This is a genomic window from Candidatus Allofournierella excrementavium (assembly GCF_048526665.1).
GTDB classification, from domain to species: domain Bacteria; phylum Bacillota; class Clostridia; order Oscillospirales; family Ruminococcaceae; genus Allofournierella_A; species Allofournierella_A excrementavium.
Window position 1 is genome coordinate 14,597 of sequence record NZ_DBGFPE010000025.1, and the last position, 20,149, is coordinate 34,745.

At 66.2% G+C, this 20,149-nt stretch carries 19 protein-coding genes; all 19 read left to right on the top strand.

What is annotated here, in order from left to right:
• Positions 1-16: 16 nt before the first annotated feature.
• Positions 17-1,729 carry a hypothetical protein gene (locus ACMI1Q_RS06835; RefSeq protein WP_419503233.1) on the top strand — a complete coding sequence of 571 codons (1,713 nt, stop codon included), beginning with the start codon at positions 17-19 and terminating at the stop codon, positions 1,727-1,729.
• Complete coding sequence (locus ACMI1Q_RS06840; RefSeq protein ID WP_419503234.1) at positions 1,717-2,931, top strand: NAD(P)/FAD-dependent oxidoreductase; 1,215 nt, start codon at positions 1,717-1,719, stop codon at positions 2,929-2,931. Before ACMI1Q_RS06835 ends, ACMI1Q_RS06840 begins: the two co-directional genes overlap by 13 nt.
• 30 nt (positions 2,932-2,961) lie before the next feature.
• Positions 2,962-3,630, top strand: a complete 669-nt coding sequence (gene cmk / locus ACMI1Q_RS06845; protein WP_330056538.1) for a (d)CMP kinase — start codon at positions 2,962-2,964, stop codon at positions 3,628-3,630.
• Between the two features lie 17 nt (positions 3,631-3,647).
• A complete protein-coding gene (locus tag ACMI1Q_RS06850) occupies positions 3,648-4,265 on the top strand; it encodes a lysophospholipid acyltransferase family protein (protein ID WP_417026008.1) in 618 nt (205 codons plus the stop codon).
• A 10-nt stretch (positions 4,266-4,275) separates the two neighbouring features.
• Positions 4,276-6,201 (top strand): bifunctional 4-hydroxy-3-methylbut-2-enyl diphosphate reductase/30S ribosomal protein S1, encoded by a 1,926-nt coding sequence (locus ACMI1Q_RS06855; protein ID WP_419503235.1) that lies wholly within the window; start codon positions 4,276-4,278, stop codon positions 6,199-6,201.
• Between the two features lie 109 nt (positions 6,202-6,310).
• The gene (locus ACMI1Q_RS06860; RefSeq protein ID WP_419503236.1) at positions 6,311-7,099 is read left to right on the top strand and encodes a hypothetical protein; all 789 of its coding nucleotides are present in this window, start codon (positions 6,311-6,313) and stop codon (positions 7,097-7,099) included.
• A 101-nt stretch (positions 7,100-7,200) separates the two neighbouring features.
• The gene (locus ACMI1Q_RS06865) at positions 7,201-7,347 is read left to right on the top strand and encodes a hypothetical protein (RefSeq protein WP_394979414.1); all 147 of its coding nucleotides are present in this window, start codon (positions 7,201-7,203) and stop codon (positions 7,345-7,347) included.
• Positions 7,347-8,012: a deoxyribose-phosphate aldolase gene (gene deoC / locus ACMI1Q_RS06870; protein WP_419503246.1), complete on the top strand. Its 666-nt coding sequence runs from the start codon at positions 7,347-7,349 to the stop codon at positions 8,010-8,012. The genes ACMI1Q_RS06865 and deoC overlap by 1 nt, the downstream gene beginning before the upstream one ends.
• Before the next feature lie 67 nt (positions 8,013-8,079).
• On the top strand, positions 8,080-8,838 hold the full coding sequence (locus tag ACMI1Q_RS06875; RefSeq protein ID WP_419503237.1) for a ZIP family metal transporter: 759 nt from the start codon (positions 8,080-8,082) through the stop codon (positions 8,836-8,838).
• Positions 8,839-8,876: 38 nt separating this feature from the next.
• Positions 8,877-10,154: a hypothetical protein gene (locus ACMI1Q_RS06880; protein ID WP_419503238.1), complete on the top strand. Its 1,278-nt coding sequence runs from the start codon at positions 8,877-8,879 to the stop codon at positions 10,152-10,154.
• Positions 10,155-10,211: 57 nt separating this feature from the next.
• Positions 10,212-10,910 carry a response regulator transcription factor gene (locus ACMI1Q_RS06885; RefSeq protein ID WP_330056697.1) on the top strand — a complete coding sequence of 233 codons (699 nt, stop codon included), beginning with the start codon at positions 10,212-10,214 and terminating at the stop codon, positions 10,908-10,910.
• A gap of 37 nt (positions 10,911-10,947) precedes the next feature.
• On the top strand, positions 10,948-12,387 hold the full coding sequence (locus tag ACMI1Q_RS06890; RefSeq protein ID WP_419503239.1) for a sensor histidine kinase: 1,440 nt from the start codon (positions 10,948-10,950) through the stop codon (positions 12,385-12,387).
• 46 nt (positions 12,388-12,433) lie between these two features.
• Entirely contained in the window at positions 12,434-14,323 is a 1,890-nt protein-coding gene (locus ACMI1Q_RS06895; RefSeq protein ID WP_419503240.1) for a hypothetical protein, read from the top strand.
• Between the two features lie 56 nt (positions 14,324-14,379).
• On the top strand, positions 14,380-15,312 hold the full coding sequence (locus ACMI1Q_RS06900) for a DUF1385 domain-containing protein (protein ID WP_419503241.1): 933 nt from the start codon (positions 14,380-14,382) through the stop codon (positions 15,310-15,312).
• Positions 15,309-16,175: a peptide chain release factor N(5)-glutamine methyltransferase gene (gene prmC / locus ACMI1Q_RS06905; RefSeq protein WP_419503242.1), complete on the top strand. Its 867-nt coding sequence runs from the start codon at positions 15,309-15,311 to the stop codon at positions 16,173-16,175. Before ACMI1Q_RS06900 ends, prmC begins: the two co-directional genes overlap by 4 nt.
• A gap of 140 nt (positions 16,176-16,315) precedes the next feature.
• The gene (recA, locus tag ACMI1Q_RS06910) at positions 16,316-17,464 is read left to right on the top strand and encodes a recombinase RecA (protein ID WP_419068497.1); all 1,149 of its coding nucleotides are present in this window, start codon (positions 16,316-16,318) and stop codon (positions 17,462-17,464) included.
• Positions 17,465-17,473: 9 nt separating this feature from the next.
• Complete coding sequence (locus ACMI1Q_RS06915) at positions 17,474-18,133, top strand: regulatory protein RecX (protein ID WP_419503243.1); 660 nt, start codon at positions 17,474-17,476, stop codon at positions 18,131-18,133.
• Between the two features lie 31 nt (positions 18,134-18,164).
• Positions 18,165-19,514 carry a 30S ribosomal protein S12 methylthiotransferase RimO gene (gene rimO / locus ACMI1Q_RS06920; protein WP_418440905.1) on the top strand — a complete coding sequence of 450 codons (1,350 nt, stop codon included), beginning with the start codon at positions 18,165-18,167 and terminating at the stop codon, positions 19,512-19,514.
• Positions 19,498-20,073, top strand: a complete 576-nt coding sequence (pgsA, locus tag ACMI1Q_RS06925) for a CDP-diacylglycerol--glycerol-3-phosphate 3-phosphatidyltransferase (protein WP_418440903.1) — start codon at positions 19,498-19,500, stop codon at positions 20,071-20,073. The genes rimO and pgsA overlap by 17 nt, the downstream gene beginning before the upstream one ends.
• Positions 20,074-20,149 lie beyond the last annotated feature (76 nt).

Here is a 20,149-nt window from a genome sequence, read left to right on the forward strand (position 1 = left end):
AAAAGGACCCGTTTGCATGAAAGGTTTCTTTCAAAAGGATATTTTTAAAAAGGACATGAGCCGCCGCGCCTTCTGGATCGCCGTGGCGTTAGTGGTGCTGGCAAAGCTGGCCGTCAGCCGGTTCCAGATGATCTGGGTCTGGGTGGACGGCGCGCCCATCGACGACGAGCTGATGTTCCGGGCCGCCCAGAGCATCTCCGCCGGCCAGTGGCTGGGGGAGTACGACTGGCTCACCCTCTCGAAGCACATGTTCTTCGCGGTGTGGCTGGCGCTTTGCAACGCGCTGCACATCCCGTACCTCGCGGCGGGCCAGCTGCTGGCCTGCGGCGGGGCGCTGGCCTCGGCGCTGGCCTTCGCCCCGGTGCTGCGGCGGTATAAAAGCCGTTTTCTGGTGTTCGCCCTGCTGGCCTTCAACCCGGCGGTGAGCGCCAGCTTCACCCTGCGCGTTTACCGGGACAACATCTTCCCGGCCCTGTGCATGTTCTTCTTCGCGGGGCTCTGCGGCTGGGCGCTGCGCTGGCGCGGGCCGCTGGCAAAGGGCCTGCCCTGGCTGGGAATGTCCGGCCTCGGTCTCGCCCTGGCCTGGCTCACCCGGGAGGACGGCATGTGGCTGCTGCCCTTTGCCGCCGCGGGCAGCCTCATCCTGCTCGTCACCGCCCTGCGGGCGGCAATGCCCCTGGCCCAAAAACTGGCCCGGTGCGCCGCGCTGGCCGTCCCCTTCGCCCTGCTGGCGGCGGGCATCCTGGCCTTCAGCGCCGTGAACTACGCTTATTACGGCGTGTTCACCGTGAGCGATTTTTCCTCCGGCGGCTTTCCCGCCGCCATGGGCGCGATGATGCGGGTGGAAGCAGGCCAGTGGCAGCCGCTGGTGAGCGTGAACGCCGAGGCCCGGCAGCTGCTCTATGAAAAGGTGCCCGCCCTGGCCCCCCTGGAAAAGTGGCTGGAAGAGGACGAGGACCTGCAGAACAGCTTCCGCAACCCGGAACTGGACGATTACCAGTCCGGCAGCTTCTACTGGGCCATCCGCAAGGCGGCGTATTATGAAGGCGTTTACGACAGCGCCCAAAAGGCCGAGGAATACTGGCAGGGCGTGGCGGACGCCATCAACGAACTGTGCGACGCAGGCGAGCTGCCCTCGAACGGCCCCAGGCGCACCGGCACCACGCCCCCCATCCGGGCGGAGTATGTGGGCCCGGTGCTGAAAGAGGGCCTGCACAGCCTGTGGTACTCGCTGACCTTCGGCGGGTGCGAGCCCTACGACGCGGAGAACCTCTCCATCGGCCCCACCGAGGACCTGGAAGTCTGGGAAAATTACCTTGGCCAGCGCACCAACTCCGCCGCCCAGGCGGGCACGGCGCTGCCCTATTACAGCCCGGTGCAGCGGCTGGTCTATCTCGGCCTGGAGGTGCTGCGCGCCGTCTACGCCGTGGCGCTGCCCGTGGCCTTCGCCGCGGCGGTGGCGCTGCAGGTGAAGAATGCGGCGGCGCTGCTGAGCGGCGCGCGCAAAAAGCGGCCCATCGCCCCCGGGCGCGGGATGCTGGCGCTGCTGCTGGCGGGCCTTTTCGCCATGGCGCTGCTGCGCTGCTTCATGATCGCCTTCGTGGAGGTGGCCAGCTTCAACATCGGCACCTACGCGATGTACATCTCCACCGTGCACCCGCTGCTGCTCCTGTTCAGCGCGGCGGGCATCCTCACCCTCTGGAAGGAGAACGTCTCATGGCAGAACTGATCGTGGTGGGCGCGGGCGCCGCCGGGCTGATGGCGGCGGGCGCGGCCTGCCGGCTGGGCCACCGGGTCACCGTGCTGGAACACAGCGAGATGCCCGGCAAGAAAATTCTGGTCACCGGCAAGGGGCGGTGCAACGTCACCAACGACTGCGACGAAAATACCTTTTTGCAGAACGTGCGCACCAACCCCCGGTTCTTGTTCTCCTCCATCCACGCCTTCCCGCCCTCGGCCACCATGGAGCTGTTCCAGGAGCTGGGCGTGCCCCTCAAGACCGAGCGGGGCCGCCGGGTGTTCCCGGTGAGCGATAAGGCCGAGGACATCCGCGCCGCGCTGCTGCGGTACGCCGCCGACGCGAACATCGTGATGGACGGCGCAAAGAGCCTTGTGCTGGAAGAGGGGCGCTGCGCGGGCGTGGTCACCAAGGGCGGCCGGACGCTGCACGCGGACTGCGTGCTGGTGGCCACCGGCGGTGTGTCCTACCCCGGCACCGGCTCCACCGGCGAGGGCTACAAACTGGCAAAGCAGGCGGGCCACTCCATCGTGGAGCCGGTGCCCAGCCTGTGCAGTCTGGTCAGCCCGGACCCGGCCTGCAAAAAGATGATGGGCCTTTCACTGCGCAACGTCACCCTGACTCTGCTGCGGGACGACAAGCCCGTGTTCAGCGAGCTGGGGGAGATGCTGTTCACCCACTTCGGCATTTCCGGGCCGCTGACCCTCTCCGCCTCCAGCTACATCCGGGAGATGGAAAAACACCGCTGGACGGCGGAGATCGACCTGAAGCCCGCCCTGGACGAGGACCAGCTCTACGCCCGGGTGGGCCGGGACTTCCAGCTGCTGGGGGCCAAAAGCGCCCAGGGCGCGCTGGCAAAGCTGCTGCCCGCCAGCATGCAGCCGGTGATGGTGGAGCGCTGGGGCGTGGACCCGGCGCTGAAAGCCAGCCAGATCGACAAGGAGAGCCGCCGCCGTCTTGTGAAGCTGATGAAGCACTGGACGGTGCCCGTCACCGCCCGGGGCGACCTTGCCCACGCGGTCATCACCAGCGGCGGGGTGAACGTGAAGGAAGTGGACCCCCGCACCATGGCCTCCAAACTCTGCCCGGGGCTGTATTTTGCCGGCGAGGTGCTGGACGTGGACGCCTACACCGGGGGCTATAACCTGCAAATTGCCTTCTGCACCGCCCAGGCGGCGGCGCGGGCCTTTTGAAATAAACACACGACAAGGAGCATCGGAACAATGATCTCTGTGGCCATCGACGGCCCCTCAGGGGCCGGCAAATCCAGCCTGGCGAAACGCCTCGCCAAGGAGCTGGGCTATCTCTATGTGGACACCGGCGCCATGTACCGTTCCATCGGCCTGTACGCAAAGCGCGCCGGGGCCGACACCAAGGATGCCGCCGCGGTGGAGGCGCTGCTGCCCTCCATCCGGCTGGAACTGAAATATGTGGACGGCGCCCAGCGGGTGCTGCTGTGCGGCGAGGACGTGAGCGAGGCCATCCGCGCCGAGGAGATCGGCATGGCGGCCAGCGACGTGTCCGCCCACCCGGCGGTGCGCCGGTTCTTGCTGGACACCCAGCGGAACATGGCCCTCACCCACGACCTGCTGATGGACGGGCGGGACATCGGCACCGTCATCCTGCCCAACGCCACCGTCAAAATTTTCCTCACCGCCTCCCCCGAGGCCCGGGCAAAGCGCCGGATGCTGGAACTGCAGCAGAAGGGCCAGCCCGCGGACTACGAGACCGTGCTGGAGGACATCCGCCAGCGTGACTGGCAGGACACCCACCGGGAAACGGCGCCTTTGAAGCAGGCGGAGGACGCGGTGCTGGTGGACACCAGCGACCTGGACTTTGAAGAGAGCTTCGCGGCCCTCAAAAACCTCATCCTCAGCCGGGTGGGGCACTAAGCGAAGGGAGACAGGCAATGTTTTACGCGATCATTGTGCCCCTTGCGTGGGTCATCTGGCATCTGGGCTTTGCCATCAAGGTGGTGGGCCGGGAGAACCTGCCCAAGGACGGCCGGGGCTTCGTGCTGGCGCCCAACCACCTCTCCGCCATCGACCCGGTGTTCGTGGTGCTGGCCCGCTTCTGGGGCAAAAAGATGCTGGTGATGGCCAAGGAAGAGGTCATGCACGTGAACCCCTTCTTCACCTGGTTCTTCCATCAGGTGGGGGTGTTCGGCGTCACCCGCGGCCGGGGCGACACCACCGCCGTGGAGGACGCCATCGAAAAGGTGCGGGCCGGCCAGGGGCTGCTCATCTTCCCCGAAGGCACCCGCTCCAAGACCGGCGAGCCCGGCAAGCTGAAAAGCGGCGCCTTCGTCATCGCCAGCGCCGCCGGGGTGGACATGATCCCCTGCCGCATCATCTACCGCCACGGTCACATGCGGCTGTTCAGCCGGGTGCGGGTGTGCTTCGGTGAGCCCATCCCCGCCGAGACGCTGTATCTGGGCGAGCACAAGAGCGCCGCCAAGCTGCGGGAGAACAAGCAGCTGCTGCTGGACGCGTGGCAGAAGCTTTACGACGAGAACCGCTTTGAATGAGGAGGGGCCCATGGAGATCATCAAGGCAAAGACCGCCGGCTTCTGCTTCGGGGTGGACCGGGCGGTGAAGCTCACCACCGAGCTGGCCCAAAGCGGCCGCAAGGTGGCCACCCTGGGGCCGCTCATCCACAACCCCCAGTGCGTGGCCGAGCTGGAAAAGCTGGGCGTGGTCACTGCCGGCACCCTGGCGGATGTGCCCGAGGGCTATGAGCTGGTCATCCGCAGCCACGGGGTGCCCCAGTCGGTCTACGACCAGATCGAGGCGGCGGGCATCGTCTGCCACGACGCCACCTGCCCCTTCGTGGCCAAGATCCACCGCATCGCCCGCAAGGCCAGCGACGAGGGCGCGGTGCTGCTGGTGGCGGGGGACGCGGCCCATCCGGAGGTGCAGGGCATCGTGGGCCACACCGACAAAGAGGTGTTCGTTTTCTCCGATCTTTCCCAGCTGGAGGGCTGGAAAGGCCCCAAAAACCCCGAAACGCCCGTTTTTATGGTGGCGCAGACCACGTTTCAGGTAACAAAATGGCAAGAATGCGCCGCGTTTATAAAAAAAGGGTATACAAACGCCAAAATATTTGATACAATATGTAGTGCGACGTGGACGAGGCAACAGGAAGCGGAAGACCTCAGCCAGAAATGCGACCTGATGGTCGTCATTGGTGGTCATCATTCTTCCAACACCCAGAAGCTGGCAGCAGTCGCCGCAAAGCACACCCGGTGTGTTACGGTGGAGACGGCCAAGGAGCTGGATCCGGCCTGGTTTTCCGGGGTGCAAACGGTGGGTGTTACAGCCGGGGCTTCCACGCCATCGTCTATTATTGAGGAGGTACTTAACAGTATGAGTGAAGAAATCCGTGACGAGATGAGCTTTGCTGAGATGTTTGCCGAGAGCGAAGCGAATCTCAAGCCTGTGTTCGCAGGCAAGGTAGTGGAGGGCACTGTTACCAGCATTACGCCCAACGAGGTGCAGGTGGACATCGGCACCAAGCACACCGGCTTTGTGAAGGTCAGCGAGCTGACCGACGATCCCAACGCCAAGGCGGAGGATCTGGTCAAGGTTGGGGACAAGCTGGGCCTCGTCGTCGAAAAAGTCAACGATCAGGAAGGCGTTGCCTACCTGTCCCGCAAGCGCCTGGAAGCCATGAAGGGTCTGGAGGAGGTCCGCAAGGCCGCCGAGGAAGGCACCGTCATGGAAGGCGTGGTCACCGAGACCAACAAGGGCGGCGTGATCGTTCTGGTCAAGGGCGTGAAGGTGTTCGTGCCCCGCAGCCAGGCCACCATGCGCCGCGATGAGGACATCAACGCTCTGGTGAAGCAGAACGTCAAGCTGGTCATCACCGAGTGCGCCGGCCGCAAGATTGTGGGTTCCATCAACAAGGTCACCGCCGAGGCCAATGCCGCCAAGCGCGAGGCCTTCTGGTCCACCGTTGAGGTGGGCAACACCTACACCGGCGTGGTCAAGAGCCTCACCGCTTACGGCGCCTTCGTGGACGTGGGCGGCGTGGACGGCCTGTGCCACATCAGCGAGCTGAGCTGGAACCGCATCAAGCACCCCAGCGAGGTCGTGAACGTGGGCGACACCATCGAGGTGTACGTCAAGGCTCTGGACACCGAGAACCACAAGGTCTCCCTGGGCTACAAGAAGGCCGAGGACAATCCCTGGGTCAAGCTGCAGAACGAGTATCCCATCGGCAGCGTGTTCACCGCTCCCGTGGTGAGCATCACCAAGTTCGGCGCCTTCGTGCGCATCCTGCCCGGCATCGACGGTCTGGTCCACATCAGTGAGATCAGCAACGAGCGCGTCGAGAAGGTCAGCGACGTGCTGAAGGTGGGCGACGAGGTCAAGGTCAAGCTGCTGGATGTCGACTTCGACAAGAAGCGCATCAGCCTGTCCATGAAGGCCCTGCTGAACGACGAGGCCGAGGACGCCGAGTAATCTCTGCTTATCAAAACACCGTCTGCCCATGGCAGGCGGTGTTTTCTTGTATCCCCCGGGCGGGCGGAGCGGCCCCGCGCCGGGCGGGCCGCGAAAGGAGGCAGCACAGATGGGAACAAGGATGACCAGCCGGCAGCACAAGGCGCTGTATCAGGCCATGAAATCCGCCGCCAGGGCGCGGAAGATAAAGCTCTCCGCCCAGCATGACCTTTACAAAAAGGAGAGCCCCTACTTTTACCATGCCTTCTGGTGGCCGGAGGAGTTCGCCAGCGGCCGCATCGGCATGGAGCTGGACATCACAGTGAAGTACCACCGCTTCGACGAGCTGCAATACGGCATCCTGCGCCCGGACAAGGAGCCCCACTTCACCGACAAGCTGCGGGCCAACAGCGGCATGCTGTGCGATGCCTCCTTCCCCCGGATGATCCGCCACTTCGACTTTGACGGCACCGACGCGGCGATGCCGGGCCTGTGCGAGGACCTGCTGGACTTTTTGCAGGACTACTGCGCCGAATTTCTGGCCATGGTGGAAGAGACATACGGCGACCTGGACGGCTACTACATCGCCAACCGGGAGACCATGCCCCGGCTGGCGGGGCTGGCCTTTCTGGACCGGGGCGATGCGGCAGGCGCGGCCGAGTGCTTTTCCCAGCCCAACATGGACGGGGAGAACAGCACCTGGTGGGTGCCGGTGGAAACGGAAGAACAGCGGCAAAGAGCCATTGCCAGCGGCACCTATCTGTACGATTGCCCGGAGTACACCGCCGTCCACCGCCACCGCAGGGACCAGTTTTGGGACTACGCCACAGCGCTGAAAAACGGCCTGGAATGGACGCCGGACCGGGCGATGTTCGGCCTGCTGCCCGAGGAGCGGCGCGCGGCCGCGCCCGGCCGCTGAACCCCGGAACAAAAAGGGGTGTGCAAACGGCGGGCGGTATGGTATACTGAAAAAAAGACAAACCGCGCCGCCGTTTGGCGGCGGGACAGGAGGTTCTGACTATGAAAGGTTCCGCGTTTCGTCTGGCCGGGCTGATTTTGGGCATCGTGGCGTCCGTGGCCGCGGTGGTGGCCATCGTGCTCAGCGCCGTGGGCATGAGCAAGGCCCGCCAGTGCAAACAGTGCAAACTGGGAGGCGGCGTGAAATGATGGACATCGCCGCGATCATGGCAAAGGTGGACCACACCCTGCTGAAACCTGAGGCCACCTGGGCCGACATTCAGAAGATCTGCGACGAGGCGATGGAGTATCACACCGCTTCGGTGTGCATCAACCCCTGCTTCGTCAAGCAGGCCGCCGAGTACATGAAGGGCGCCGTGCCCGTGTGCACGGTGATCGGCTTCCCCCTGGGCGCCACCGACACCGCCACCAAGATGTTCGAGGCAAAGACCGCCATCGAAAACGGCGCTTCCGAGGTGGACATGGTCATCAACATCGGCCGCCTGAAGGCGGGCGACGTGGCCTACGTCACCGAGGAGATCGCCGCCATCAAGAAGGCGGTGGGCGACCATGTGCTGAAGGTCATCATCGAGACCTGCCTGCTCACCGACGCAGAAAAGGAGACCATGTGCCAGGCCGTCATCGACGCCGGGGCCGACTTCATCAAGACCAGCACCGGCTTTTCCACCGCCGGGGCCACCTTTGCGGACATCGAGCTGTTCGCCCGCTGCTGCGCGGGCCGCTGCAAGATCAAGGCCGCGGGCGGCATCTCCACCCTGGACGACGCGGTGCGCTTCATCGAGCTGGGCGCCGACCGTCTGGGCACCAGCCGCATGGTGAAGCTGGTGCAGGGCCTTTCCGGCGAGGGCTATTGACCGCCGGTTCATAAGCAAAGAACGCCTCCCATATCCTTGTAAAAAAGGGTATGGGAGGCGTTTTTGTATGCTGTACGCGATGGCGGCCACCACGCTGGCGGGCCTTGCCACCGCTCTGGGCGGGGCGCTGGGCGCGCTGCGCCGACCGGGGCGGCAGGGAATGGCCTTCGCCATGGGCTTCGGGGCGGGGGTGATGCTGGCGGTCAGTCTGATGGATATGCTGCCGGGGGCCCTGGGGCGGTATCTGGCGGCCTTTGCGCCCCTGCGGGCGGGGGCGATGGCGGCCAGCCTTGTGCTGCTGGGGCTGGCGGCGGGCTGGCTGCTGGAGCGGGCGCTGCCGGAGGAGGCGGCTTTTTCCGCCGGCGGCGAGGAGGGCCGGGTGCTGCGCAGCGCCCTGGTCACCGCGCTGGCGCTGGTGGGCCACAACCTGCCGGAAGGGGCGATGACCCTGTTCGCCTCGCTGGACGACCCGACGGTGGGGCTGCGGCTGGCGGTGGCCATCGGCCTGCACAACCTGCCGGAAGGGCTGGCGGTGGCGCTGCCGGTGCTTTACGCCACCAAAAGCCGGGGCCGGGCCTTCCTGGCGGCGCTGGCCTCCGGCTTCGCGGAACCGGCGGGAGCGCTGCTGGCCTTCGGGGTGCTGGGCGGGCGCATCACCGCCAGCCTTGTCACCGGCATGGCGGCGCTGGTGTGCGGGGTGATGTGCTGGGTGAGCGTGGCCGAGCTTCTGCCCACCGGCCTTTCCCTGGGCAGAAAAGAAGTGACGGCGGCGGGCTTCGGCGCGGGCCTTTTGGCGATGACCCTTGGAATCGCCCTGCTTTCGTGATATAATAAACTTCATATATACAAAAGGGGGTGGCAGCTGTGCGATGGTTCAAAGGAGCCGCGGCGCTGGCGGCGGCGTGCCTGCTGACCGGGTGCAGCGCCGCGCCCGCCGGCGTGGAGGACCTGCTGCGCGCGCCTCAGCTGGACGGCCAGCAGAACGAGGTGGAAAAGGCGCTCATCGCCTATCTGGGCGAAACGCCCCAGATGAAGTACCCCACCACCGGCGAGAACCTTTCCCCCTTTGTGTTCGACGACTGGGACGGCGACGGCGCCACCGACGCGGCCGCTCTTTATGTGAGCACCGCCAAGGGCCAGAACGTCCATCTGGCGGTGCTGGAATCGGTGAACGGCGAGTGGGTGGTCACCCAGGAGCGGGAGGGCCTTTCCACCTCGGTGGAGAGCATCGAGACCGCCAGCCTGCGGGGGGCCGAGGGCACCCAGCTGCTGGTGGGCTACGCCGCCGCCTCGGGGGAGAAGTATCTGGCGGTCTACTCCTACCAGAACGAGACCCTGAGCGAGGTGTTCCACCAGTCCTATTCCCAGTATGAACTGCGGGACATCAGCGGCAGCGGCGGCAACGATCTGGTCATCATCGGCCCCGAGTCGGAGAGCGGCCTGCAATTGCAGATGCTCACCGCCCAGGACGGCCAGTTCATCCCGGTGATGCCCCCGCTGGCGGTGGGCAACCAGTTCACCAGCTGCGAAGGGCTCTACACCAGCAAGGGCGACGACGGCAGCTATTACCTGATCCTGGACGGCCAGACCGGCAACGCCAACAGCCTGGCCAGCATGATCCTTTACTACGACGCGCGCCAGCAGCAGCTGGTGACCTATCACCCCATCACGGTGGAGGACCTGTTCACCGCCACCCAGCGGTATTCCAGCCTGCTCAAAAGCCAGGACATCGACTCCGACGGCGCGGTGGAGATCCCCACCCAGCTGGACGGCGAAGGCATGGAGAATCTGGCGGTGAACCGGCTGAGCTTCGTGGCCTGGATGGACTACACCACCGAGTACGAGCAGGTGAAGAGCTTCGGCGTGGCCGACCTGGAATACGGCTATTATCTGGAACTGCCCAGCGAGTGGCAGGGCCAGATCATGCTCACTGACGGCGACGAGCCGGACAGCTGGCAGGTGCGCACCGCCGACGGCGAGGGCCTGCTGCTCACCGTGCGGGTGGTCAGCCCCAACGCCTCCCAGGGCGGCGGCTACTTCCTGCTGGGCAACCTGGGCGCGCAGAAGGTGCAGGCACGGCTGGGCGGCGCGGAGCCGCACGCCCAGTCCGGCGACCTGATCCGGGGCTTCCGGCTGCTGTGAGCGCCCCCAAAAAGACGTGACGGGCCCCTTGGGCCCTGTTCAAAAGGAGGTCAAACCATGAGAAGAGTTCTGGTAGTGGAAGACGAGGACAGCATCCGCGAGCTCATCGCCCTCAACCTGCGCATGGCGGATTACGAGGTGCTGGAGGCGGAGAGCGCCGAAAAGGCGCTGGCGCTGCTGGGCAGCGAGGGCCGCTGCGACGCCGCGGTGCTGGATGTGATGCTGCCCGGCATGAACGGCTTTTCTCTGTGCGAGGCCATCCGCCGGGACGACGCCAACATCGGCATCATCATCCTCAGCGCCAAGAGCATGGAGCAGGACAAGATCCGCGGCCTGTCCATCGGGGCGGACGACTATATGACCAAGCCCTTCAGCGTGTCGGAGCTGCTGGCCCGCATCGACGCGCTCTGCCGCCGTGTGCAGCGCACCGGCCAGACCGCCGCCGAAGCCGACGACTCCCGCCTTGTGAGCGGCCAGTTCGTGCTGGACCAGAAGAGCCGCGTGCTCTACAAAAAGGGTGAGCCCATCGACCTGACCCAGGTGGAGTTCCAGATCATGGAACTGTTCTTCCAGAACCCCGGCACCGCCCTGGTGCGGGAAAAAATTCTGGAAGGCGTGTGGGGCGAAAACTATTACGGCGACGTGAAGATCGTGGACGTGAACATCCGCCGCCTGCGCATGAAGATAGAGGACGAGCCCTCCAGCCCCAAGCACATCCTCACCGTCTGGGGCTACGGCTACCGCTGGAACGGCTGAAGACCGCATCCCCATCTGCGCAGAAAGGAGGCAGGCTGTGAGCAGTATCACCCGACGCTGGCTGCGGGGCAGCCTGCTTGTGACCCTGCTGCTGGTGGCGGTGGCGGAAGGCCTTTTCGTCTACGCCACCTGGTCCGGCTACTACAACGGCGCGCGGCAGGCCATCCTCAGCCGCATCTCCAGCATCAGCGGCCAGCTGAACATCGTCACCGGCGCGAACCCCGCCCTCACCGCCTCCAGCCGCAGCCAGCTGCTGCACCGGGCGGTGGAGCAGTTCGACGAGAAGGACAAATTCGAGTTCATGCTGCTGGATTCCTCCGGCCAGCCGCTCATCACCTCCTCCGGCGCGCTCATCCGCTACGACGAGGCCCCGGCGGATTTCACCCAGGCCCTTTCCAGCGCCAGCGGCCAGGGCGAGATGATCTACACCGATTCGGGCGGCCACCGGGTGATGGCCATCACCGTGCTGGTGCCCTACGCCTGCGAGGACGCCGCCGCCATGCGCATGCTCACCAGCCTCTCGCTGGTGGACGAGGCGCTGACCCGGCAGGTGCTGCTGGCGCTGGGCGTGGGTGCGCTGATTTTGGTGTTCACCATCTGGAGCGGCCTGTTCTTCGTGGACAGCATCGTCAAGCCGGTGCACCAGATCGAGGAGGCCGCCACCGCCATCGCCCGGGGCGACCTTTCGGTGCGCCTGCCCGACACCCCCTATGACGACGAGATAGGCCGACTGTGCCAGCGCATCAACGAAATGGCCGGGGAGCTGAGCAAGACCGAGCGGATGCAGAACGAGTTCATCAGCTCGGTGAGCCATGAGCTGCGCACCCCCCTCACCAGCATCCGGGGCTGGGTGGAGACCATCGCCGCCATCCGCGACCCCGACGACGAAAACTACCGCAAGGGCCTGTCCATCATCGGCCAGGAGACCGACCGCCTCTACACCATGGTGGAGGAGCTGCTCAGCTTCTCCCGGCTGCAGAGCGGCGTCAAGCTGGAGTGCCAGCGGCTGGACCTGGTGGCGGAGGTCACCGACGCGGCGCTGTTCATGCAGCCCCGCATCGAAAAAGAGGGCCTGCGCCTCGTCTACGAGGAGCCGGAGCTGCCCCTGCCCATCTGGGCGGACCCGGCGCGGCTGCGGCAGGTCTTCGTCAACGTGCTGGACAACGCCGTCAAATACTCCTGCCGGGGCGGGGCCATCACCATCGACCTTTTGCAGGAGGGCGAAAACGCCTATGTCACCATTGCCGACCAGGGCCGGGGCATCCTGCCCGAGGACCTGGAAAACGTCAAGCTCAAGTTCTTCAAGGGCAAGGGCGCGGTGCGGGGCAGCGGCATCGGCCTCGCGGTGGTGGACGAGATCATGACCGCCCTGGACGGCTCGGCGGATATCGACTCCCAGCCCGGCGTGGGCACCACCGTGACCCTGCGGCTGCCGCTCTACCGGCCGGGCCACGGCGAGGAAAAAGAACGTTCATAAAGAAAGGAAGCGGCGCGGGAAAGAGCTGCGCGCCGGACGGAACTCTATGCTGATGTACCTTGCGCTGCTGTGCCTGCTGGCGTGTCTGGCGGGCCTGCTCACCCGGGCCATCCGTGCGCCCTTTGCCCAGACCCTGCCCCTGGTGCTCACCGGCATCTCGCTGGTGACCTATCTGTTCACCGGGGCGGGGGAGAAGGAGTGGCTGCCCCTCTTTGTGCTGCCCGCCGCCGCGGCGGCGGCCTTCTTCGCCCTGCGCAGGGGCGCGGGGCCGCTGCGGCTGGGGCCGCCTTTTTTTGCCCTGCTGCTGGCCATGGGCCTGACCATGGCCCTCAGCGGCCAGATACAGCTCACCGTCTTTGACGATGTGGCCCACTGGGGCCTGTTCACCCGCCAGATCAGCGGCATGGACCAGTTCCCCACCGCGGCCCAGAGCGCCTCCACCTTCAGCGACTATCCGCCGGGGCTGCAGATGCTCACGGCTTTCCTGCATCTTTACACCCCGCGGGTCACCGTGGCGGCGATGATCGACACCCAGATGCTGTGGTACATGGGCCTGACCCTGCCCCTGCTGGCGGACTTCGGCTGGCGCAAACGCTGGTGGTCGAACCTGCTGCTGGTGGGGGGCGAGGCCGCCTTTTTGCTGGTGTTCCCCGCCTTCTACACCAAGTATCACCAGATGAGCCTTGTGGTGGAGCCGGTGATGACTCTGCTGCTGGGCTGGGCCCTGCTCACCGCGTGGCGCAGCCCCCGCCCCGGCCTGTGGGACCTGGCGGCGGTGAGCGGCGCGCTCTCGCTGCTGGCCATCTCCAAGAGCACCGGCATCCTCTACGCCCTGGCAGGGCTGGCGGCGGTGATGGTGCTGTGGGCCGGCCCGCTGCGGGAAACGGTGCGCCGGGGCAGCCTGTGGCCGCGCCTCACGGCGCTGGCAGCCGCGGCGGCGGTGCCCGCCTTCTGGCTCACCTGGCAGGTGCTCTGCCGTCTCAAGGGCACCAGCTCCTACTTCACCCAGGATGTGTCCGCCGGGGCCTTCGGCCCCGCCAATCTGCTGGAATTCTTCACCGGCGGGGGGCAGGCGGGCGAGGTCATCCCCCACTACCTGCAGTTCTTCTGCTTCGAGCCACTCAACCGCACCGGCGGCCTGTCGGCGCTGGGGGCGCTGCTGCTCTTCTGGGCGCTGGTGCTGGCGCTGCGCCGCCTTGTGCCCTCGCAGCGGCGGGCGCTCACTGTGGCGGGGGCGGGGCTCACCGTGGTGTTTTTGGCCTACGCGGTGATGCTCTGCTACTCTTACCTTTATCTCTTCGACCCGGACGAGGCCCAGCAGCTGGCGGCCTACCACCGCTACATCGCGCCGCTGCCCATCGCCATGCTCTATCTGGCGCTGGGGGCGCTGGCCCCCTTCGCGGCGCGGCTGAACACGCCCAAGCGCCGGGGGCTGGCCCTTGCCTGCGCGGCGGCGGCCTTCGCCTTCGGCGTCAACTGGACGGCGGCCACCGAGCTTGTGCCCGGGTGGTTCCTGCAGCACCGGGCCCCCAACGTGGAGGAGGCCAACTGGGCGCGGGAGCAGACCGAGATGCAGCCGGTGTTCGACAGCTTCGTGCCCGAGATGTACAGCCGGGACGCCTCCACGCTGGTGCTCACCGAGGGGCCCCAGTGGGCCCACGACTGCCGGCTGTACAAGTTTGAGCTGGCGCCGGGCAGCACCCTTTCGCTGAATCCCATGGAGTTCGGCGACAACATGGCCGAAAAGTACGCGTGGTGGGCCGCCGGCGGCTGGCCGTACAAATTTGTGTTCTGCAGCTGGAACGGGCAGACCGTGGCGGACGTTTTGGCCCTCACCGACACCACCGGCGCGCCGCTGCGGGCGAACTGCCTCTACCGCATGGAGGCGGACGGCAGCCTCGTGTTTGAAAAGGAACTGGCCGCCCCGGCCCGCTGACCGGGCGGACAAAACGCAAAAAGCCCCGGGCCGACGGGCCCGGCAAAAGGAGAAACATGGAAAAACCCAAGGAATGTTTTAAGACCAGCGTGGGCGGGCAGGCCCTGATGGAGGGCATCATGATGCGCGGCCCCGAAAAAATTTGTGTGGCGGTGCGCAGGCCCGACGGCACGCTGGACATGACCTACGAAGACGTGAAGCATCACCGCTGGCAGAAGATCCCCCTGGTGCGGGGCGCGGCGGCGATGATCGAGAATCTGGTGCTGGGCTACCGCTATCTGATGCACTCCGCCGAGGTGAGCATGCCCGAGGAGGCCGAGGAGGAGCCGGGCCGCTTTGAGACGTGGCTGGGCGAACACGCGGGCCCCGGCGTGCAGAACTTCTTCATGGCGCTGGCGGCGGTGTGCGGCGGCCTTCTGGCCATCGTGCTGTTCATGGTGCTGCCCACCGCCATCGTGGGCCTCATCGACCGCTTCCTGCCCTTGGGCTGGGGCAAGGTGGTGCTGGAGGGCGTGCTCAAGATCGCCCTGTTCGTGGGCTACCTCTTCCTCTGCACCCGCATGAAGGAAATTCACCGGGTGTTCGAGTACCACGGCGCCGAGCACAAGACCATCGCCTGCTACGAGGCGGGGGAGGAGCTCACCGTGGAGAACGTGCGCCATCACCGGCGGTTCCATCCCCGGTGCGGCACCAGCTTCATGATCCTGGTGCTCATCGTCAGCATTCTGCTGTTCAGCGTGCTGCCCTGGAGCAGCACCGGCCTGCGGGTGGTGCTGAAACTCCTGCTTCTGCCGGTGGTGATGGGCGTCAGCTACGAGCTCATCAAGCTGGCGGGCCGCTATGATAACCTCTTCACCCGCATCATCAGCGCGCCGGGCCTGTGGCTCCAGCGGCTGACCACCTTCGAGCCGGACGACTCCATGATCGAGGTGGCCATCGCCGCCGTGACCCCCGTCCTGCCCGACCACCCGGACGAGGCCAAGTGGTGAGGGCGCGGCAGGCTTTTGACGAGGCCCGCCGGCGGCTGGAGGCCGCGGGCGTGGAGGACGCCGCCTTCGACGCGGCGGCGCTGGTGGAAACGCAGGCAGGGGAGGGCTGGCGCTGGCAGGACCCGGCGCTGGACGAGGCCGCCCTGGCCCGGCTGGAGGAACTCACCGCCCGCCGTGCGGCGCGGGAGCCTTTGCAGTACATCCTGGGCCGCTGGCCCTTCCTGGACTTTGAACTGGCGGTGGGCCCCGGCGTGCTCTGCCCCCGGGCGGACACCGAGCTGCTGGTGGAGGAAGGCGCGAAGCGGCTGGCGGGCAAAAGCAGCCCGGCGGTGCTGGACCTCTGCGCCGGCAGCGGCTGCGTGGGGCTGGGCGTCAAGCGCCTGTGCCCCGCCGCGCGGGTCACCTGCCTGGAAAAAAGCCCCGAGGCCTTCCGCTATCTTGAGCAGAACGCCGCGTCGGCCCTGCCGGGCTTTGACGAGACCCGCCCCGCCGTTACTTGTGTGCAGGGGGACGTGTTCGGCTACCAGCGGCAGCTGGCCCCGGAAAGCCTGGACCTCGTCCTCTCCAACCCGCCCTATGTCACCGACGGGGAGATGGAGCAGCTGGCCCCGGAAGTGCGCCGGGAGCCGGCCATGGCCCTGCGGGCGGACCATGAGGGCCTCGCCTTCTATGAGCACATCGCCCCGGCCTACCTGCCGGCCCTGCGGCCCGGCGGCTGGCTGGCGGTGGAGATAGGCTGGCGGCAGGGCGCGGCGGTGCAGGCCGTGTTCCGGGCGGCGGGCTACGAGAACGTGGCCTGCATCCCGGACCTGGAGGGCCGGGACCGGGTCGTGACGGGCCGGAAACCTGAAAACGAGACATAAAAAGGATGATTTCTCGACATTTTACAACTGATGGTTGTAAAGGCCGGGGGCATCGTGTATAATAAGCACAGACGTTAGAACAAAGCGCGCCGCGGGGCAAAAAAAGCCCGGCGGGCGCGGGAACAAGGAGTTTTGAGGATATGGCAGAGAAGAAGGCGGCATTGGCCTCCCCGGAGAAAAAGAGCGCGGCCAGCAAGAAGGACGCGCTGGAAACGGCGCTGGCCCAGATCGAAAAGCAGTTCGGCAAGGGCGCGGTGATGAAGCTGGGCGCCAACGTGGCCATGAAGGTAGACGCCATCAGCACCGGCAGCCTCTCGCTGGACATCGCCCTGGGCGTGGGCGGCGTGCCCCGCGGGCGCGTGGTGGAGGTCTACGGCCCCGAGTCCAGCGGCAAGACCACCCTGGCCCTGCACGTGCTGGCCGAGGCCCAGAAGCAGGGCGGCGAAGTGGCCTTCATCGACGTGGAGCACGCCCTTGACCCCGTCTATGCCCAGGCCCTGGGCGTGGACATCGACAGCCTGCTGGTCAGCCAGCCGGACACCGGCGAGCAGGCCCTGGAAATTTGCGAGGCCCTGGTGCGCAGCGGCGCCATCGACGCCATCGTCATCGACTCGGTGGCCGCCATGGTGCCCCGTGCGGAGATCGAGGGCGAGATGGGCGACTCCCACGTGGGCCTGCAGGCCCGCCTGATGAGTCAGGCCCTGCGCAAGCTCACCGGCGTCATCGGCAAGACCAACACCGTTGCCATCTTCATCAACCAGCTGCGCGAGAAGGTGGGCGTGGTCTACGGCAACCCCGAGGTCACCGCCGGCGGCCGCGCGCTGAAATACTACTCCAGCGTGCGCATCGACGTGCGCCGCATCGAGGGCCTGAAGGATTCCTCCGGCCAGTTCATCGGCAACCGCACCCGCGCCAAGGTGGTCAAGAACAAGGTGGCCCCGCCCTTCCGTGAGGCCGAGTTCGACATCATGTTCGGCGAGGGCATCAGCAAGGTGGGCGAGGTGCTGGACCTGGGCGCCAAGCTGGGCGTTGTGCAGAAGAGCGGCGCCTGGTTCAACTACGGCGAGACCCGCCTCGGGCAGGGCCGCGACAACGCCAAGACCTTCCTGAAAGAGAACCCCGCCATCATGGCGGAAATTGAGGCGCTGGTGCGCGCCAACGCCGACAAGCTGCTGGCCGCCGGCAAAAAGCCGGTGAAGGGCGGCATCACCCCGGTGACGGCGCCCGCCGCCCCCGCCGCTGCTGCAAAGGTCAGCGAGGAGGACCTGGACATCATGGTGGAGGACTAAAGCCGCCCCATGGAGACCACCATCACCCGCATCAGCCGCACCAGAAAAGGGCGTTTTGCCCTGTTCTGCGACGCCGGTTTTCTCTTCAGCGTGGACGAGGAGACCTTCTTCACCGAGCATCTGGCGGAGGGGCTGACCCTGGACGACGGCCAGCTGGATGAACTGCTGCGCAAAAGCGACGCCCAGCGCGCCAAGGACAAGGCCTTCGGCTATCTGTCCGCCCGGGAGCACGCCTCCGGCGAACTGCTCCAGAAGCTCTGCCGGGATTTTGACGAGCACACCGCCGCCGCGGCGGTGGCCAAGATGGACGAACTGGGCCTGTTGAACGACGAAGCCTTCGCCCGCCGGGCCGCCGAATGGCTGCTGAGCAAAAACAAGTCCCGCAGCGAGATACTGCGCTGGATGGACGGGCGCGGGGTGGACCGGGACCTTGCCCGGCAGGCGCTGGAAGAAGTGTACGAAGAACGTCAGGCGGACGCGCCGGAGGGCCTTGGGCCGGACGGCGCGGCCGCGCTGCGTCTTGTGGAAAAACAGTACGCCGCAAAACTGGCGGCGGGCAAAAAACAGAACGTGCTGGCGGCGCTGGCCCGCCGGGGCTTTTCTTCCGGCGACGCCCGCCGGGCGGTGGAGCTCTGGCTGGAAGAGCACCCCGCCGACGGGGAACTGTGAAGCCGGCACGGCAAACAAAAGGAGAACGCATTTGAAGATCGCCATCATCTCTCTGGGCTGCCCCAAAAATCAGGTGGACGCCGACGTATTCTGCCACAGCCTCATCAGCGCGGGCCACACCACCACGGCCGACCCCGCCGAGGCGGACGCCATCATCGTGAACACCTGCGGCTTCATCGAGAGCGCCAAGACCGAGGCCATCGAGAACATCCTGGACGCCTGCGCCCTCAAGGAGCGCAAGCCCGGCCTCAAGGTCATCGTCACCGGCTGTCTGGCCGAGCGCTACCGCCAGGAGATCCGCAAGGAGATGCCCGAGGTGGACGCGGTGGTGGGCATCGGCTGCAACGCCGCCCTGCCCGCCATCCTGGAGCGGCTGGCCGCCCCGGATGCCGCCCCCGAGGAGGATTTCGGCCCCAAGACCGACCTTGCCCTGGGCGGCAAGCGGGTCATCAGCACCCCCGCCCACTATGCCTACTTAAAAATCGCCGAGGGCTGCAACAACCGCTGCCACTACTGCGCCATCCCCCTCATCCGGGGCCCGCTGCGCAGCCGCCCGCTGGAAGACTGCGTGGCCGAGGCCCGCTGGCTGGCCGGCGAGGGCGTGAAGGAGCTGGTGGTGGTGGCCCAGGACCCCACCGCCTACGGCGAGGACTGGGGCAAAAACAGCATCTGCCAGCTGCTGGACGAGCTGAACGCCGTGGAGGGCATCCGCTGGATCCGCATCCTCTACGCCTACCCCGAGCGCATCACCGATGAGTTCATCGCCGCCATGCAGCGCAACGAGAAGGTGGTGCGGTATCTCGACCTGCCCATCCAGCACTGCAACACCCGCATCCTCAAGGCCATGAACCGCCGGGGCGACGAGGAAGTGGTGAAGAGCGCCATCCGCCGCCTGCGCGCGGCCATGCCGGACATCACCCTGCGCACCACCCTCATTGCCGGCTACCCCGGCGAGACCGAGGCGGAGTTCGAGCAGCTGTGCGAGTTCGTCAAGGACACCCGCTTCGAGCGGCTGGGCTGCTTTGCCTTCAGCCCCGAGGAGGGCACCCCAGCGGCCCGGATGGAGGGCCAGCTGCCCGAGGAGGAAAAACAGCGCCGGGCCGGCGTCATCATGGATCTGCAGGCCCGCATCAGCGCCCAGCTGCTGGAAAAGAAGGTGGGCAGCGTGCAGACCGTCATCTGCGACGGGGTGGACGAGGAGAGCGGCCTGTACCTCTGCCGCTCCGCCGCCGACGCGCCGGAGATCGACGGCAACATCTGCGTTGCCAGCGACACGCCCCTTTACCCCGGCGAATTCTACCGGGTGAAGATCGACGAGAGCGACATGTACGACCTGTTCGGCTATGTAGTGGAGGAGAACGAGGATGAATCTGCCCAATAAGCTCACCCTTTTGCGCATCCTGCTGGTGCCGGTGTTCATGGTGCTGGCCGGCATGACCCGGTACGGCGCGGCGGACTATCAGGCCGGCTGGTATCTGGCGGCGGGGGTGGTGTTCGCCCTGGCCAGCTTCACCGATTTCCTGGACGGGTATCTGGCCCGCAAGTGGAAGATGGTCACCGACTTCGGCAAGTTCGCCGACCCCCTGGCCGACAAGCTGCTCACCACCGTGGCCTTTCTGTACATGATGCGGGACGGCGTTTGCAGCCTGTGGGTGGTGGCGCTGATCCTGGCCCGGGAGTTCGCGGTGTCCGGCGTGCGGATGCTGGCGGCTTCTTCCAACACCGTCATCGCCGCCAACATGTGGGGCAAGGTGAAGACCGTGCTGCAGATGCTCACCATCCTGTTCTACTTCTTTGCCGCGGCCCTGGCCGGGCCCACCGACGTGATGGCGGTGTCGCTCATCAGCAGCGCGTTGTGCTGGCTGGTGGCGCTGGCCACCGTGTTCAGCGGCGGCATCTATCTGTGGCAGAACCGCGCCTGCTTCATGCAGGCCAAATGAGCCTTTCGCCCGGGCGCCTGCGCGCCCGGGCATTTTTGTGCCCATCGCCGCGGCCGAATGTTAAAATACGGCAAAA